The organism is Tropicibacter naphthalenivorans (assembly GCF_900176475.1).
In the GTDB taxonomy this organism is placed as follows: Bacteria; Pseudomonadota; Alphaproteobacteria; order Rhodobacterales; family Rhodobacteraceae; genus Tropicibacter; species Tropicibacter naphthalenivorans.
The window spans coordinates 378,711-393,875 of record NZ_FWXX01000003.1 but is presented as its reverse complement, the minus strand read 5'-3'; the positions used below and the strand labels follow the sequence as shown (position 1 = coordinate 393,875).

Here is a 15,165-nt window from a genome sequence, read left to right as displayed (position 1 = left end):
CCGTAGCGCCTCAGCGCCGCCGGTGAAGGGGGTTCTAAGGTTATCACCACAAACCCGCAAGCGGTTTTTGAAGGAAATTTCGATTTTCCACCATCTTTCTTGTAAAGCACTGATAAACAAAGGATTTATTCACGACCGCACGCGCTAACAGCGCAACTTACAGGGGCGAAGGCCACCCATCGCCGCATTGCAGCGTGCATTGATGCTGCTACGCAGAGAATCCCAGCGAATTGGTGCGCGAGTCACCCCGGCTTTCGGGATGAATCAGGGGCTGGAATCAAGCCGCCGATGCGCGGCGACGCGGTGTCGGGAGGAATCGCAAGCTCACCAAGATCGCAACCACGGCCAAATAGACCAACGGTTCGATTTGAAACCCTTTGGCCAAGAGAACGAAGTGCAACGCGCCCAACAGGCAGACCAAATAGGTCAACTTGTGCAAACGGCGCCACGCCGGCCCCAGTCGGCGGATTGACCACGCGTTTGACGTCACCGCCAAGGGGATCATCAGGATGAACGCCGCCATACCAACAGTAATGTAGGGGCGTTTCAGTACGTCCGCCCAGATTTGCGACAGGATCTGCACGTCCAGAACAAGCCATACCAACAGGTGCATCGCCACATAGGCAAAGGCCATCAAGCCCAGCATCCGGCGAAACTTGAGCAGGTTCACACCGGCAAAGCGGCGCAAGGGCGTAATGCACAGGCCGAGGATCAAGAGTTTGAGGGCAAACTCCCCCAGCTCTTGTTCCAGCGCTTTGATCGGCTCAACGCCAAGGCCGCCGGTCAGCCCCAGATACAGCCACGCCACCGCAGGCAGGGTCAGCACTATATATAGAGGCCACGTCGGAACCCGGCGGGCCGCAGTGTTGATCCAATCGCGCATCAAAAGTTCGCCCGCAGGTCCATGCCCTCGTAAAGGGACGCAACCTCGGAATAGCCGTTGAACATCTGCGTTGGCTGACGACGCGAAAACAAACCGCCGCCCAAGGGCCGTTCGGTCGCTTGGGACCAACGCGGGTGATCCACCTCTGGGTTCACATTACTGTAAAAGCCGTATTCGCGCGCGTTCGCCTTGTTCCAGGAGGTCGGCGGCTGCGTGTCGGTCAGGGTGATGCGGACGATGGATTTGATCGACTTGAAGCCATATTTCCACGGAACAACCAGCCGGATCGGCCCGCCGTTCTGATTCGGCATGGGTTTTCCGTAGATCCCCGTGGCCATCAGGGTCAGCGGGTGCATGGCTTCATCCATACGCAGCCCTTCGACATAGGGCCAATCGAGCACGGGATAGCGGGTGCCGGGCATTTCCTCGGGGCGGTAAACCGTTTCAAAAGCGACGTATTTCGCCTGCGCCTGCACACCTGCCAAATTGAGCAGATCGGCCAGTTCGAACCCGTTCCACGGCACAACCATCGACCAAGCCTCGACACAGCGGAAGCGATAGATGCGCTCTTCGATCGCCATCTGGTCCATAATATCGGACAGCGCGTAATCGCCGGGATTGTCCACCATACCGTCGATCTTGATCGACCACGGCTGGGTCGTCAGCATGTGGGCGTAGCGGGCGGGGTCTTCCTTGCCGGTGCCAAACTCATAATAGTTACAATAGTTGGTAATATCCTCGAAGCTGTTGGGGTCGAGCGTTTGCGCGCGCGCGCGCCCCGCCATACCGGCCACGGCCACCCCGCCAAGTCCCGCCAGAATCTGGCGTCGGTTCAGGAACACCGCCTCGGGTGTCACATCCTTTGCGGTCAGGTCATTGGTCCAACGATAAGCCACGGCATCCTCCATCTGCGTTGGACAGAACATAGGGCGACACGCCCCACGCTCAAAGAAACGCTTGGTCACAAGGGCGTTGGACCGCTGTAACAGTTAGTCGGCCATAACCCTTACAGAAGGGTAAAGCTCATTCATCTGGACCGAGGTGCCATCGTCGCGGACCAGCCGCACGTGCCGCCGCCGCATCAGGCGCGGTTCGGCCACGCCGACGGAATGCGCGATGGTTTCCACCTCTTTGATGATCGACTTGGCGTAGGCCGCGACGCGCTTGTCCTTTTCCATGACCACGAGCCCCTTTTGCAGCGACTTGTCGTGGGTGGTGATGCCGGTCGGGCAGGTGTTCTTGTTGCACTTCATCGCCTGAATGCAGCCAAGCGAGAACATAAAGCCGCGCGCCGAGGTTACGAAATCCGCCCCGGCGCAGATCGCCCAGGCCACGTCGCCAGGATTCACCAGCTTGCCAGACGCAACGATGCGGATGCGATCCTTGAGCCCGTGCCGGTCGCGCAGATCAACCATGCGGATCAACGCTTCGCGCAGGGGCATCCCCACGAGGTCGATCAGGGGCATGGGGGCCGCGCCGGTGCCGCCTTCGCCGCCATCCACCGTAATAAAGTCCGGCGCGCTTTCGGGGCCGCGCTGCGCAATGAGCTGAAAGAACTCTTCCCAAGGGTCCGCGGACCCCAGACAGGCCTTGAACCCCACCGGCTTGCCCGTGATCTCGCGCACCCGGTGGATCAGGTCGAGCAGGTCGCCAAAGTCGTCGACCTCGCGGTGACGGTTGGGGCTGACCGCGTCCTTACCCTTTTCAACCTTGCGGATTTCCGCGATCTCGTCGTCAATCTTGGCGGCGGGCAGGATGCCACCCTTCCCGGGCTTGGCCCCCTGCGACAGCTTGATCTCGAACATCTTGACCTGAGGCTTGGCCGCCATCTCGCGCAAGAGCTGCTCTGACAGGTTGCCGTCCTTATCGCGCACGCCGAACTTGGCTGTGCCGATCTGGAACACCACGTCGCAGCCGCCTTCGAGGTGATAGGGCGACAGGCCGCCTTCGCCCGTATTCATCCAGATCCCCGCCTTATGCGCCCCGCGCGACAAAGCCTGCACCGCCGGTTTCGACAAAGCCCCGTAGGACATGCCGGAAATGTTGAAAATCGACTGCGCCATATAGGGTTCGCGGGCATAGGGGCCGATCTGCATCGGCTCGGTCGAGGCATATTGATCGTCCAGCGGCGGGAAGACCGCGTTCATAAAGATCGGCGTTCCCGGCACGTTCAGATTGCGGGTGGACCCAAACGCCACGGTGTTGCCCTTGTCGCCGCTGGCGCGATCCACCCAGTTCCGCTGCGCACGGTTAAAGGGCATCTCCTCGCGGTCCATGGCAAAGAAATATTGGCGAAAGAACTCGCCCAGCTCGGTGAACAGCCCGCGAAACCGCCCGATGACCGGATAGTTGCGGCGGATCGCGTCACCGGTTTGCGTCCGGTCGATCACGAACAGCACCACCGCGGTCGCCACCCCCAGCCCGATCAGGAACACAAAAAGCAAAGCGAGGTATTGCAGGGCGGCGGTTGCGAGTTCCATATTCCACTCCGAGAATGTGTTTGATTTGTATCAAGGCCTGTCAGCGATACATCTATAGTGTGACACGAATGCGCGGGAATGCCACCCTGCGCAGAGGAGGAAGGGAAACGATATGAAGAAATTGCTCGGCGCTGTTGCGCTGTCCGCCATAGCCAGCGCCGGTCTTGCGGCGGATATCATCACCTATGACACGGACCAAAGCTTTGACGATGTGATCTTTGGCCTGGAAAACGCCATTCTGGACGAAGGCTTGGTCGTCGATCACATCAGCCACACTGGCGAGATGCTGGAACGCACCCGCGCCGATGTGGGATCGGACGTGGTGCTGTTCGAGCAGGCCGACATCTATAGCTTTTGCTCGGCCAAGATCAGCCGCGAGGTGATGGAGGCGGACCCGATGAACGTCGTTTTCTGCCCCTACGACATCTTTGTCATGGTCCGCCCGGACACGCCGGACGTTACAACCATCGGCTTTCGCACCTATCCCGAAGGCGCGATGAAAAAGGTCGAAGCCATGCTGGACGGGATCGCCCGGTCTGCGATCGGGCTGGATTAAGCGTCCGGATCGCTCACAGCAGATCACAACCCGTCACGGCAGGTTGATTGGAAAACGGGTGGGGGCGCGGCTTAGGCGGGCCGCGCCTTTGGTCAACCCTGAGACCTGCGATTTGTGCGGTGATCCAACCTGCGGATGCGCCCGTACCCCCTGTCATACTCAAACAGGAGGAACCACAATGCTTCGCAAGACTTCTCTGACCCTCGCCGCCGCTCTGCTGGGCACCAGCGCCATTGCTGGCGGGCATTCCATGGACATCGTCGACACTGCCAAGGGTGCAGGCCAGTTCGAAACGCTGCTGGCCGCTGCCACCGCGGCGGGGCTGGTCGACACGCTCAAGGGCGAAGGCCCGTTTACGGTTTTCGCGCCGACGGACGAGGCCTTTGCCGCGCTGCCCGAGGGCACCGTTGAAAACCTGCTCAAGCCGGAAAACAAGGACCAGCTGACGCAGATTCTGACCTATCACGTGATCCCCGGCAAAGTCATGTCGACCGATCTGGCCGACGATATGAAGGCCGCCACGGTCGAAGGCTCCGAGATCACCATTGATCTGGACAACGGCGTGATGGTCGACAACGCCAGCGTCGTGACCGCCGATATCGAGGCGTCGAACGGCGTGATCCATGTGATCGACGGCGTGATCATGCCTGCGCAATAACCTGTTGGGCCGGGGCGGCCCTTTGCGGTCGCCCCTATGCCAGCCGCGCCATCATGCGCGACACGATCAGCCGGTGAGCGATCCCGACCGGTAGCATATAGAGCCGCCCAAAGGCATTGTGCACCTTGACCGAAGAGGTCACGGAAAACGCGCGCCCATCGGTCGACAGGCAAGTCATCACATCCAGATGCCGATCGCGTTCCGTCAAAACCAGCAGATCGGGGCGGACGTCTTCGACCAGAAAGAAGTCGAGCTTATCGCCCACGGCCACCTCGGTGACGGGTTTTCGGGCAAAGCCGCCGATCTTCTTGACCCCGAACAATGACGAAATCCCATCGCGGACCTTGAACGCGAGGCCAAGCAACGGCAGCGGACGTTCCTGCATCTTGGCCCAAGCCTGCAAGAGCGTCATCTCCTGTGCCAGCATCGTCGTCTGGACATGGTGGTAGTCAAGCTGTCCTTCGGGGGCCAGCAGCGGCACATCGTTAATCGCAACCATCTCGTATCCTTAACCTTCGGCCCTCGGGGTCGATCCGCGGCGCAGTGAACACGGGAAGGGATCGGAATTCCCTGCGACACAACGACAAGACGCAAAAAAGGCCCGCCGGTGAGGGCGGGCCTTTTCAGTATTATCAGTCGCTTAGTGGACGACTGCGTCGTCGGGCTTGGGCCGGTTGGTTGCGCCGACCTTGTCCCCGATCAGCAGCCCTTCGGCCCCGGCAGAGACGGTCACGACGTCGCCGTCCTTGATGTCCCCGGCCAGCAGACGCTCGGCCAGCGGGTTCTGAAGCGCGGTCTGGATCACCCGCTTGAGCGGACGCGCGCCGAACACCGGGTCGTAGCCTTCGTCCGCCAGCCACTGCTTGGCGCCCTCATCCAGCGACAGCTGGATCTTGCGCGCGGCAAGCCGTTTCAGCAGACGCGCCAGCTGGATATCGACGATGCCATCCATGTCGTCCCGCTTGAGGCGGTCAAAGATGATCGTCTCGTCCAGACGGTTCAGGAACTCGGGGCGGAAGTGCGCCCGCACCGCGTCCATCACGTCGCGCTTGGCCGTGGCGCTGTCCGCGCCTTCGGGCAGCTGGCTGAGCGCCTGCGACCCAAGGTTCGACGTCAGGATGATCAGCGTCTGTTTAAAGTCCACTGTGCGGCCCTGACCATCGGTCAGCACACCGTCATCCAGAACTTGCAACAGGACGTTGAACACATCCGGGTGGGCCTTTTCGACCTCGTCGAACAGCACCACCTGATAGGGCCGACGCCGCACCGCTTCGGTCAAGACACCGCCTTCGTCGTAGCCGACATAGCCCGGAGGCGCGCCGATCAGACGGGCGACCGCGTGTTTCTCCATGAACTCGGACATGTCGATGCGCACCATCGCGTTGTCGTCGTCAAAGAGGAACTCGGCCACGGCCTTGGTCAGCTCTGTCTTGCCCACGCCGGTCGGCCCGAGGAAGAGGAACGACCCAAGCGGGCGGTTCTCGTCGTTCAGGCCCGCCCGGGCGCGGCGCACGGCGTTGGCCACGGCGGTCACGGCCTGATCCTGTCCGATCACCCGACGATGAAGGTCTTCTTCCATCCGCAGCAGCTTTTCGCGCTCGCCTTCCAGCATCTTGCCCGCCGGAATGCCCGTCCAACGTTCGACAACGCTGGCGATCTGATCCGGGCGGACCGCCTCTTCGACCATCTTTTCGTCGGCCTCTTCGGCCTCGGACAGCTGCTTTTCCAGCCCCGGAATGATGCCGTAAGACAGCTCACCGGCCCGGGCGAGATTGCCCTCGCGCTTGGCCTGATCCAGCTCGGCACGGGCGCGGTCCAGCTGTTCCTTGATGTCGCGCGCCGAGGCCAGCTTGTCGCGCTCGGCCTGCCATTGCGCGGTCATCTCGGCGCTGCGTTCCTGCAAGTCAGCAAGGTCTTTTTCCAGCTTTTCGAGCCGGTCCTTGGAGGCCTGGTCGTCTTCGAGACGCAGGGCTTCGACCTCGATCTGCTTTTGCAGGATGTCGCGGTCCAGCGCGTCCAGTTCCTCGGGCTTGCTGTCCACTTCCATCCGCAGACGGCTGGCGGCTTCGTCCATCAAGTCGATGGCCTTGTCCGGCAGGAACCGGTCCGTGATATAGCGATGCGACAGGGTCGCCGCCGCCACCAAGGCGCTGTCCGAAATCCGCACCCCGTGGTGCAGTTCGTACTTTTCCTTGATGCCGCGCAGGATGCTGATCGTGTCTTCGACCGTCGGCTCCTGCACCATCACCGGCTGGAAGCGCCGCGCGAGGGCCGCGTCCTTTTCCACGTGCTTGCGGTACTCGTCCAGCGTGGTTGCGCCGACGCAGTGCAGCTCGCCCCGTGCCAGGGCAGGTTTCAGCAGGTTGGACGCATCCATCGCGCCATCCGCCTTGCCCGCGCCCACCAGCGTGTGCATTTCGTCGATGAACAGGATCACCTGACCGGCGGCGGCCGTCACTTCGGACAGGATCGCCTTGAGCCGCTCTTCGAACTCGCCGCGATACTTTGCGCCCGCGATCAGCGCGCCCATATCCAGCGCAAGCAGTTGCTTGTTGCGCAGGGATTCAGGCACGTCGCCGTTGACGATCCGCAGGGCAAGCCCTTCGGCGATCGCGGTTTTCCCGACGCCCGGCTCACCGATCAGAACGGGGTTGTTCTTGGTCCGGCGCGACAGCACCTGCATGGCACGGCGAATTTCCTCGTCGCGGCCAATGATCGGGTCAATCTTGCCCTCACGCGCACGTTCCGTCAGATCCAGCGCGTATTTCTTGAGCGCGTCATAGCCCTCTTCGGCATTGGCGGTGTCGGCGGTGCGGCCCTTGCGCACGTCGTTGATCGCGCCGTTCAGCGCTTGCGGCGTGACATTGCCCGCATCCAGCGCCTCTTTGGCGGGGCTTTTCACCATCGCCAGAGCGGTCAGCAGACGTTCCACGGGGACAAAGCTGTCGCCCGCTTTCTGAGCCAGCTTTTCCGCCTCGTCCAAGACCTTGCCGGTCGCGGAATCGAGGTAAACCTGACCCGCGTCGCCCGAAACCTTGGGGATTTTAGCTATTTTCGTGTCCAGCACCTGAACGACGCGCGCAGGCTGGCCGCCCGCTGCGGAAATCAAGTTGGACGCGAGGCCCTGATCGTCATCCATAAGGGCCTTGAGCAGATGCTCGGGCGCCAGCTTCTGATGGCTCTCCCGCATCGCAATCGTCTGCGCCGCTTGAATAAATCCGCGCGAGCGCTCTGTGAACTTGTCCAAGTTCATGTCCGTTCTCCTTCACCAAGCGCCCCTGTTTTTGCCCCGCGCCCGACTGTCGGCACACGAGGGATTGTGGGGCCTCGACACCAAGATGGGGGCCAATTCCAGCCTGTTCAAGAGGCGATTGTTGCAAAAAAACAACTATTACTTATGCACCTTATTTTAAAGCGCGACAGCGCAGGATCAGCCCCGGTTGGAGGCTGAAAATGTACGTCACAAAGATCGAATTCGAAGGATTCAGGCCGGGTGCGCCGCTGGGGGCGCACAATGGCGCCGTCACGCTGATTTTCGGGGACACGCGGATGCAAATTCCGCTGACCGTTCCCCGCCAGATCGAGATCGAGGAAAGCCGCGCGCGCCTGCGTTTGCTAGCAGAAGCCTTGCGCAAGGCGCGCCGCATTCCCGGATTTCAGGGCAAGATGCGCTTTGCGCCCGGTGTGCTGCCCCCCGAGTTGCGCCGCAAAATCGCGATTTCCCCGCATATGGCGCTGGCCAAACGGCGCGCCAGTCCTTGACGTAGCGGTCTGTGGCGCGCATCTGGGGGCAACTCCAAACGAAAGGTGTGCGCCATGTCTGCTCCGATCTCCGACGACCGTCTTATTGTCGCTCTTGATGTGCCCAACGTGATCCAAGGGCTGGATCTGGTGCAGCAACTGGGCGACGCGGTATCCTTTTACAAGATCGGTCTGGGGATGCTGACCGGCGGCGGGTTGGCGCTGGCCAATGAGCTGAAGGCCGAGCATGGCAAAAAGATCTTCCTCGATATGAAGTTCTTTGACATCGGGGCCACGGTCGAAGCCGCCGTGCGCGGGATCGCCCAATTCGATCTGGATTTCCTGACGGTGCATGGCGACCCCCATGTTGTTCGCGCCGCCAAAGAGGGGGCAGCAGGCTCTGACCTGAAAATCCTTGCGGTGACGATCCTGACTTCGCTGGACCGCGCCGATCTGGACGCGTCGCTGATCCAAGCCGGTGACATCCCTGATCTGGTGCAGACCCGCGCCGCCCGCGCGCTAGAGGCCGGCGCCGATGGCGTGATCGCCTCGCCCAACGAGGCCGCCCTGATCCGTGCCCTGCCCGAGGCGACCGGCAAACTGATCGTGACCCCCGGTGTGCGCCCCGCCGGTGCCGAGCTTGGCGATCAAAAGCGCGTCGCCACCCCCGCCAGCGCCATTCAAAACGGCGTCGACCACATCGTCGTTGGTCGCCCGATTCACAAGGCCGCCGACCCGCGCCAAGCCGCGTTGGACATCGCTGCGGAGCTGCGCTCGGCCTAAGCTGGCAGAAATGCAACGCCCTTGGCGCGAGGCCCGAAAATCGCCGCGCCAAGGTTGCGGGCCGCCCCGTCGCTGGGTATCCCGTAAGCGCAGCTCCGGTCATGCGACCTTGGGGCCGTTTACCTGTATTAACACGTTTTCGTGACCGCTCTGGCGGAACAGGAACTTAATGCCCACCTTCAAGTTATCCACAGGACGACGACGTGGATAATCTTACGGAGGCAAGAGCATGCCCGACTACAAGACTCAGATTGGCGACGTTTCTTACAATGCCGCAGACGAGTGCTTTGAAGCGCTCGTGACGTTCCACACCGACCACGGCCCCCGGCGAGTCGCCGCAAGCTATTGCGCCCCGCTGACCGCCAGCTTTGAACGGGTGTCCGCTGGCATCTGGAACGCCGCGCTGGACCGCCTGGACCGTCCCGAAGCGATGCAGTCGCGCATGATGGGCCATGACGCCACCTTGCCTCAAGCGGCCTGACATTTTCCCTCTCGTGCCGCTGGTCGCATAGCTGCCTGCTGCGTCCAAGCACCGAGCGATCGGTCCGCCATCCGTCCCCCGGTGGGCTGGTCAACATTGCCGGGGCGCATTTACGCCCCGGCAATCCCTATACTTTCCAGATAGTTAGATAGAATCTCAGCGAAAGGTGGAATCGCCTGATCGCTGCCCACATAGGCGCGCGGCGCCATGTGCAGCCAGCCGTCGCCTTCGCCGCCAAAACGGACGAAATCCAGCAACGCCGGCGGCCCGTGATAGGCATAAAATACGCCATAAGAGCCTCTTGTCGGCCTGTTGTGCACAAAGCGCAGGCCGGTCGGATCCAACCGCAGACCCGTCTCTTCAAAGGTTTCGCGCAACACACAATCCTGCGCGCTCTCGAGCCCTTCACGTCCGCCGCCCGGAAAATCCAGCAGGCCAGGCCACGGAATGCCCGGCGCATGATCGCGCTGTAAAACGATCAGCTGATCGCCAGCAAAGAGCATCACCTTGGCCCCTATGAAATTCGTCGCCGGTCCCATCTTTCCCCCGATTGCCGCGCCTTGCGGAGAGGCGTAAACTCGCGCCATGCCCGCCCTTTGCCGAGACTGCTTAACCACTTTTGAGACCGGCAAGCGCTGCCCGGCCTGCGGGCGGCCGCGTGTGCTATCGCACCCCGAATTGTTCGATTTGTCCATCGCGCATATGGACTGCGACGCGTTTTACGCAAGCGTCGAAAAGCGCGACAACCCCGATCTGGCGGACAAACCCGTGATCATCGGCGGCGGGCGGCGCGGCGTGGTGTCGACCGCCTGCTACGTGGCGCGCATTCGCGGCGTGCGCTCAGCCATGCCGATGTTCAAAGCCTTGCAGCTGTGTCCCGAAGCGGTGGTGATCAAGCCGCGCATGTCGGTCTATGCCGAGGTCTCGCGCCAGATCCGCGCCATGATGGAAGAGCTGACCCCGGCGATTGAACCCCTATCGCTGGACGAGGCGTTTTTGGATCTCACGGGCACCGCACGCCTGCACGGCGCCCCGCCCGCCGTCATGATGGCACGGCTGGTGAAACGGATGAAGGACGAGCTGGGCGTAACCGGCTCTGTCGGTCTGTCACACAACAAGTTTTTGGCCAAGATCGCCTCTGACTTGGACAAGCCACGTGGGTTTTCGGTGATTGGTCAGGCTGAAACACAAGCCTTCCTGCGCCCCAAGCCGATCCGCATGATCTGGGGTGTCGGAGAGGCGTCGCAGACCGCGTTGGAAAAGGCCGGAATTCGCACATTCGAAGACCTTTTGCGCTGGGAACAGCGCGATTTGATCCATCGTTTCGGCGGCATGGGCGAAAGGCTTTGGCACCTTGCGCGCGGGCAGGACAAACGGCGCGTGACGCGCAATGCGCCGATGAAATCCATATCGAATGAAACCACGTTTCACGAGGACACTGGCGACCCTGACATTCTTGACGGACACCTGTGGCGCATGTCCGAAAAGGTCGCCGACCGCGCCAAGGCCAAGGGGCTTGCCGGTCGGGTTGTGACCCTGAAACTGCGGAAATCCGATTTTAAAATCGTGACGCGGCGGCAGGCTTTGCACGACGCGACCCAGATCGCTGACCGCATTTACCGCACCGCGCGCGGGCTTCTCGATCAGATGCCGCCGGGACAATCCTACCGCCTGATCGGCGCGGGGATTTCCGATCTGGTGCCAGAGGCGCAGGCCGACCGGGGCGGCGACCTGCTTGACCCCCACGCGGCCACCCGCGCCAAGGCGGAACGTGCAACAGATGCGATCCGTGCACGCTTTGGCCCCGATGCAATCCTTAAAGGGCGGGCGCTGCGTTAACCTTTAGGCGCCGCGCGTCATCAAGGCGTCTTCTTCATCGACGGCGTCGTAACCAAGCGCCTCAAGGCCCGCTTCGAGATTGTCGGCCAGATGCGGGGTGCCGATCAGGTAATCTTCGGTCGGGCTGGATGCCTCGGCAAAAGCGGTGGCATAAGCCTCGGCCCATTCCTCTGCCTCAAAGGCACCGCGCCCGATCCACATGACTGCGACCAGGGCGGCCTGCTCTTCTTCGTTCATCCGTCCGACAAAGGCGCGTAACTCGCCCTCGGCGCGGCTGAGTTCGCGCGCCATCACGATGACGGCGGCCACTTTCCTGACACTGATCTGTTCCATGTCGCGTCTCCTTTTCTTTAAAAAGGATGACTCGGATCATGAGACACGCGCCTTGATCTTACGCAAACAAGCGGTAGTACAGCCAATCCGGCAAGAACTGCGCCGCGCGAAACATCAAGGAAAACGCCGTCGGAAAAGGTTTGTGGAACCGCGCCGAGCGCATATGCGACACGCAAATGTCAGCGGCTTTGCTCGGCTCCATGATGAACGGCATCTTGAAATCGTTCTTGTCGGTCAACTGCGTCTTAACGAATCCCGGACTGAGCAATTGCACATCCACACCCGATCCGCGCAGGTCCGCATGGAGCGATTCCGCCAAGGCCATGATCCCGGCCTTAGACGCCGTATAGGGCGCCGATCGTGGCAGACCGCGATACGCGGTCAACGATCCGGTTAGAACGATATGCCCCTGATCACGCTCGACAAACTCGGGCAGGACCACCCCCAAGACTTTCATGGTGCCGACAAAATTCACCTCGGCCATGGAGACCGCCTTTTCAGCATCCCAGCCCTGAGCGCCAAAAGGCCAGTAGACCCCCGCCAGCATCACCAAGCCATCAAGCGACCCGATTTTTTCACGCGCCCGTGTTAACGCTTGGGTGTCGGTCACATCCACCGGCAGGACCATCGCCTTGCCAGACAAGCCATCCGCCACGTCTTGCAACTTGCCCTCGGATCGCGCGGACAGTACTAACTCGGCCCCTTCGTCAGACAACCTTTGCGAGATTGCCGCGCCCAAGCCATCACTCGCGCCAACAACCCAATAGCGTTTGCCTTTTAGCTGTCTCATAGCTGTTCCTTCGGGCGCATGGTGGCTACCAACTCGGCAACCAAAAGCCCGTATTTGCGAAATTGAGAGCGGTTTACGATGGTTCCGTCTGGCGTCAGGTACATCCAATCGCGTACGTCCAAGACGTGCCCCCCGGCATCTTCAGGCAGACGAAGGCGATAGTTTAAATTGACCGAAGGTCCGGCCTGTCGCCCTTGTGCAGTGCCAATAACATCCGGCGCAGTCGCCGTGATCCGGCCCGTCTCTTCGACGCTGAGAGTCCATTCGCGATGCTCTAAGGACCCGCTTTCATAGCGAAAATCCTCTTTCATCACCCCGCGATTGCCATCCCATTGAGCATCAAAGTCCGCCACGAATCGTGACATGACGCGCCCCGTCGGGCCATAGATCACCCCTTGGCACAGCAGGGCGCCGTTGAATTTCTCGCGAATGTCAAAGCTGCCAAGTTCGCCCGCGTAATCCTCTGACCGCTGTGCCGGAAAGGCAAAAAATCGAAAGCGCACCCAGACCAGCCCAAGCATGACCAGAGCACCAAGAATAAAGTCCAACATCACGACGCCTCGCTGATTTTTGGCGCAGCGCTGACCTCGGACTCGGGGGGCTCTGGCCGCGTACGATACCTTGCACCTTTCAACCATAGCTTGAGAGCCTGCCAGTGAATCAGCGCCAGCACCCGCCGTGCGCCAAAGGGTCGGCGTAGAGCCGACCGCAGCAACCCACGGTTGGTCAAAGGCACGCGAGCCCCGCAAAGAGTCGCGATCAAACCGCCGTTTTCACGGCCATATTCGATCCAAATCCCGACCCGATCCGTCCCGATATCGAACCGAAAGGTGTACGTCCCCTCGATCGGCTGGAACGGCGAAACGTGAAAGATTTTCTCAGCCGTGATGCGATCTGACGGCTGGATCGGCGCGCCATCGCCGCGCAGACACACATAAGAATGTCGGTCGCCAAAGGTGTTGCTCACCTCGGCAATCACCGCCATCAAATCCGTTCCGCGATACGCCAACCAAAAGCTTACAGGATTGAAAACATGGCCCAAAAGCCTTGGCTGTGTGAGCAAACGCAAACGGTCGAACGCAACCCCTTGGCTTGCCAGAACCTCGCGCGCCCAAGGTGCTCCGCGCCCCTGTTTCGGGGGGCCGCCATGGTCGCGATCCTGAACCGACGCAAAATTCGACCGATTCCGAGAAAACAGGCTTGGCCCCTCGATCGGCCCTTCGGCGTCCAGCAAAACGTAATCCACCGAGTAGCGAAACGCGTTGTCGATTGCGCCTTTGCGCCCGTGGTACGTGTGGCCTGCGATCAAGTCGACTTGGGTCATGCGACCTCCGGCAACGCCAGCTTGTCGCGCAAGGCCCGCGCCACGTCCAGCGCACTGGACAGGCCATCTTCGTGAAAGCCGTTTTTCATCCACGCGCCGCAGAACCACGTGCCGTTTTGCCCGTTCACGGCGGCAACCTCTTGCTGCCCGTCCAAGGCCGTCAGGTCGTAAACCGGGTGGCGCAGGGTGACCTCATCATAGATCAGCTCTTGGCGGATGGGGCGCGTGGTGTTCAGCGTCACAAACATAGGATCGCTTTCCGGGATCGGCTGAAGGCAGTTCATCCAGTATGTCAGGTCAATCTGGTTCATCTCTTTGCGCGCGGTTTCCGTGTAATTCCAAGCCGACCAGCAGACGCGCCGCTTCGGCATAACGCTTTGATCTGCATGTAGAACGATCCGGTTGGGTTGGTAGGTGATCTTGGCTAAAGCGGCGCGTTCGGCGGGCGTCTCATCGGTCAAAAGGCGCAAGCTGTCGTCCGAATGCGTGGCGAAAATCACCTCGTCGAATGCCTCCCACGGGCCGTCCTGCGGCTTGATCTCGGCGCCCACTGCGGACCGCCGCACGGCATCCACCGGCGTTCCGATCCGCAACTGCGCCCCAATTTTGCGCAACGCGGATTCGAACCGGCGCACATATTCGACCGAACCGCCCTGCACAGTGTACCATTGGTGTTGGCCGGTATGGCTCAGCAACGCGTGGTTTTCAAAGAACTGGATCAGGGCATAGGCCGGAAAATCGAGGATTTTATCAACAGGTGTTGACCAAATCGCACCGGACAGCGGCAAGAGGTAATAGTCGCGAAACCATTTCCCCATTCCCATCCGATCCAGAAATTCGCCCAAGGGCAGGCTGCGATCTTGCGCGGCGCTGACGGCATGTTTGTTAAACTTGAACACGTCCCGCAGCATCCCGAGGTATCGCGGATTCAGAGCGTTGCGTTTCTGCGCAAAGACAGACCGCAGATCACGCAGGCCGTACTCGATTTCGCCGCCTCGCAGCGACGCAGAAAAGCTCATGTCGGATTTCACCACGGGCACATCATAGCGGTCGAAAAGCTCTGCCATGTTGGGATAATTGGCGTAGTTGAACACGATAAACCCCGTGTCGACCGGCTGATCCCCGTTCTTGCCCGCAAGCACGGTTCGGGCGTGCCCCCCGAGGCGCGGCTCTGCCTCGAACAGGGTCACGTCATGCTCGGGCGCCAAGGACAAGGCCGCTCCCAGCCCGGAAATCCCGCCCCCGATAATGGCGATGCGGCGGCGCGGCGGTGAGCTGGCTTCGAAAGGCATGAGCG

General features: G+C 61.1%; 17 protein-coding genes. 6 read left to right on the top strand and 11 right to left on the bottom strand.

Annotated elements, in window-relative coordinates:
• Window positions 1–277: 277 nt before the first annotated feature.
• From msrQ to B9A11_RS09755, 3 genes are all read right to left on the bottom strand, one after another.
• Window positions 278–886 (bottom strand): protein-methionine-sulfoxide reductase heme-binding subunit MsrQ, encoded by a 609-nt coding sequence (gene msrQ, locus B9A11_RS09765; RefSeq protein WP_058248203.1) that lies wholly within the window; start codon window positions 884–886, stop codon window positions 278–280.
• Entirely contained in the window at window positions 883–1,779 is an 897-nt protein-coding gene (gene msrP / locus B9A11_RS09760; protein WP_058248231.1) for a protein-methionine-sulfoxide reductase catalytic subunit MsrP, read from the bottom strand. Before msrP ends, msrQ begins: the two co-directional genes overlap by 4 nt.
• 93 nt (window positions 1,780–1,872) lie before the next feature.
• Window positions 1,873–3,363, bottom strand: coding sequence for an FMN-binding glutamate synthase family protein (locus B9A11_RS09755; RefSeq protein WP_058248202.1), 1,491 nt, complete (start codon window positions 3,361–3,363; stop codon window positions 1,873–1,875).
• 112 nt (window positions 3,364–3,475) lie between these two features.
• Between B9A11_RS09755 and B9A11_RS09750 the strand changes: the two genes are divergently transcribed.
• Together B9A11_RS09750 and B9A11_RS09745 are read left to right on the top strand one after the other, a co-directional pair.
• Window positions 3,476–3,919 carry a hypothetical protein gene (locus B9A11_RS09750; protein ID WP_058248201.1) on the top strand — a complete coding sequence of 148 codons (444 nt, stop codon included), beginning with the start codon at window positions 3,476–3,478 and terminating at the stop codon, window positions 3,917–3,919.
• 178 nt (window positions 3,920–4,097) lie between these two features.
• Complete coding sequence (locus B9A11_RS09745) at window positions 4,098–4,577, top strand: fasciclin domain-containing protein (protein ID WP_058248200.1); 480 nt, start codon at window positions 4,098–4,100, stop codon at window positions 4,575–4,577.
• Window positions 4,578–4,611: 34 nt separating this feature from the next.
• On the opposite strand, the gene B9A11_RS09740 is transcribed toward B9A11_RS09745, so the two are convergent.
• A complete protein-coding gene (locus tag B9A11_RS09740) occupies window positions 4,612–5,076 on the bottom strand; it encodes a DUF2867 domain-containing protein (protein WP_058248199.1) in 465 nt (154 codons plus the stop codon).
• 141 nt (window positions 5,077–5,217) lie between these two features.
• Window positions 5,218–7,830, bottom strand: coding sequence for an ATP-dependent chaperone ClpB (gene clpB, locus B9A11_RS09735; protein WP_058248198.1), 2,613 nt, complete (start codon window positions 7,828–7,830; stop codon window positions 5,218–5,220).
• Window positions 7,831–8,030: 200 nt separating this feature from the next.
• Between clpB and B9A11_RS09730 the strand changes: the two genes are divergently transcribed.
• The 3 genes from B9A11_RS09730 to B9A11_RS09720 all read left to right on the top strand — a co-directional run bounded on the left by B9A11_RS09730 (window position 8,031) and on the right by B9A11_RS09720 (window position 9,582).
• The gene (locus B9A11_RS09730) at window positions 8,031–8,339 is read left to right on the top strand and encodes a hypothetical protein (RefSeq protein WP_058248197.1); all 309 of its coding nucleotides are present in this window, start codon (window positions 8,031–8,033) and stop codon (window positions 8,337–8,339) included.
• 54 nt (window positions 8,340–8,393) lie between these two features.
• Window positions 8,394–9,101, top strand: a complete 708-nt coding sequence (gene pyrF, locus B9A11_RS09725; protein ID WP_186009206.1) for an orotidine-5'-phosphate decarboxylase — start codon at window positions 8,394–8,396, stop codon at window positions 9,099–9,101.
• Between the two features lie 229 nt (window positions 9,102–9,330).
• Complete coding sequence (locus tag B9A11_RS09720) at window positions 9,331–9,582, top strand: hypothetical protein (RefSeq protein WP_058248196.1); 252 nt, start codon at window positions 9,331–9,333, stop codon at window positions 9,580–9,582.
• Window positions 9,583–9,692: 110 nt separating this feature from the next.
• On the opposite strand, the gene B9A11_RS09715 is transcribed toward B9A11_RS09720, so the two are convergent.
• Window positions 9,693–10,169 carry an NUDIX domain-containing protein gene (locus B9A11_RS09715; RefSeq protein ID WP_234988787.1) on the bottom strand — a complete coding sequence of 159 codons (477 nt, stop codon included), beginning with the start codon at window positions 10,167–10,169 and terminating at the stop codon, window positions 9,693–9,695.
• On the opposite strand from B9A11_RS09715, the gene B9A11_RS09710 reads away from it, so the two are divergent.
• On the top strand, window positions 10,168–11,421 hold the full coding sequence (locus tag B9A11_RS09710; RefSeq protein ID WP_058248194.1) for a DNA polymerase IV: 1,254 nt from the start codon (window positions 10,168–10,170) through the stop codon (window positions 11,419–11,421). The genes B9A11_RS09715 and B9A11_RS09710 overlap by 2 nt on opposite strands.
• A 3-nt stretch (window positions 11,422–11,424) precedes the next feature.
• On the opposite strand, the gene B9A11_RS09705 is transcribed toward B9A11_RS09710, so the two are convergent.
• The 5 genes from B9A11_RS09705 to B9A11_RS09685 are packed head-to-tail and all read right to left on the bottom strand — an operon-like array spanning window position 11,425 to window position 15,160.
• Window positions 11,425–11,754, bottom strand: a complete 330-nt coding sequence (locus tag B9A11_RS09705; protein WP_058248193.1) for a DUF3775 domain-containing protein — start codon at window positions 11,752–11,754, stop codon at window positions 11,425–11,427.
• Between the two features lie 58 nt (window positions 11,755–11,812).
• Window positions 11,813–12,544 carry an SDR family NAD(P)-dependent oxidoreductase gene (locus B9A11_RS09700; RefSeq protein WP_058248192.1) on the bottom strand — a complete coding sequence of 244 codons (732 nt, stop codon included), beginning with the start codon at window positions 12,542–12,544 and terminating at the stop codon, window positions 11,813–11,815.
• Window positions 12,541–13,095 carry a DUF3833 family protein gene (locus tag B9A11_RS09695; RefSeq protein WP_058248191.1) on the bottom strand — a complete coding sequence of 185 codons (555 nt, stop codon included), beginning with the start codon at window positions 13,093–13,095 and terminating at the stop codon, window positions 12,541–12,543. The genes B9A11_RS09700 and B9A11_RS09695 overlap by 4 nt, the downstream gene beginning before the upstream one ends.
• Window positions 13,095–13,868, bottom strand: a complete 774-nt coding sequence (locus tag B9A11_RS09690; protein WP_058248190.1) for a DUF1365 domain-containing protein — start codon at window positions 13,866–13,868, stop codon at window positions 13,095–13,097. Before B9A11_RS09690 ends, B9A11_RS09695 begins: the two co-directional genes overlap by 1 nt.
• Window positions 13,865–15,160 carry an NAD(P)/FAD-dependent oxidoreductase gene (locus tag B9A11_RS09685; protein WP_058248189.1) on the bottom strand — a complete coding sequence of 432 codons (1,296 nt, stop codon included), beginning with the start codon at window positions 15,158–15,160 and terminating at the stop codon, window positions 13,865–13,867. The genes B9A11_RS09690 and B9A11_RS09685 overlap by 4 nt, the downstream gene beginning before the upstream one ends.
• Between the last annotated feature and the right edge of the window lie 5 nt (window positions 15,161–15,165).

Coding starts and splice junctions, on each gene's coding strand:
- B9A11_RS09755 (WP_058248202.1), bottom strand. CDS start 3,363: ATGGAACTCGCAACCGCCGCCCTGCAATACCTCGCTTTGCTTTTTGTG.
- B9A11_RS09750 (WP_058248201.1), top strand. CDS start 3,476: ATGAAGAAATTGCTCGGCGCTGTTGCGCTGTCCGCCATAGCCAGCGCC.
- B9A11_RS09745 (WP_058248200.1), top strand. CDS start 4,098: ATGCTTCGCAAGACTTCTCTGACCCTCGCCGCCGCTCTGCTGGGCACC.
- B9A11_RS09740 (WP_058248199.1), bottom strand. CDS start 5,076: ATGGTTGCGATTAACGATGTGCCGCTGCTGGCCCCCGAAGGACAGCTT.
- clpB (WP_058248198.1), bottom strand. CDS start 7,830: ATGAACTTGGACAAGTTCACAGAGCGCTCGCGCGGATTTATTCAAGCG.
- B9A11_RS09730 (WP_058248197.1), top strand. CDS start 8,031: ATGTACGTCACAAAGATCGAATTCGAAGGATTCAGGCCGGGTGCGCCG.
- pyrF (WP_186009206.1), top strand. CDS start 8,394: ATGTCTGCTCCGATCTCCGACGACCGTCTTATTGTCGCTCTTGATGTG.
- B9A11_RS09720 (WP_058248196.1), top strand. CDS start 9,331: ATGCCCGACTACAAGACTCAGATTGGCGACGTTTCTTACAATGCCGCA.
- B9A11_RS09710 (WP_058248194.1), top strand. CDS start 10,168: ATGCCCGCCCTTTGCCGAGACTGCTTAACCACTTTTGAGACCGGCAAG.
- B9A11_RS09715 (WP_234988787.1), bottom strand. CDS start 10,169: ATGGCGCGAGTTTACGCCTCTCCGCAAGGCGCGGCAATCGGGGGAAAG.
- B9A11_RS09705 (WP_058248193.1), bottom strand. CDS start 11,754: ATGGAACAGATCAGTGTCAGGAAAGTGGCCGCCGTCATCGTGATGGCG.
- B9A11_RS09700 (WP_058248192.1), bottom strand. CDS start 12,544: ATGAGACAGCTAAAAGGCAAACGCTATTGGGTTGTTGGCGCGAGTGAT.
- B9A11_RS09695 (WP_058248191.1), bottom strand. CDS start 13,095: ATGTTGGACTTTATTCTTGGTGCTCTGGTCATGCTTGGGCTGGTCTGG.
- B9A11_RS09690 (WP_058248190.1), bottom strand. CDS start 13,868: ATGACCCAAGTCGACTTGATCGCAGGCCACACGTACCACGGGCGCAAA.
- B9A11_RS09685 (WP_058248189.1), bottom strand. CDS start 15,160: ATGCCTTTCGAAGCCAGCTCACCGCCGCGCCGCCGCATCGCCATTATC.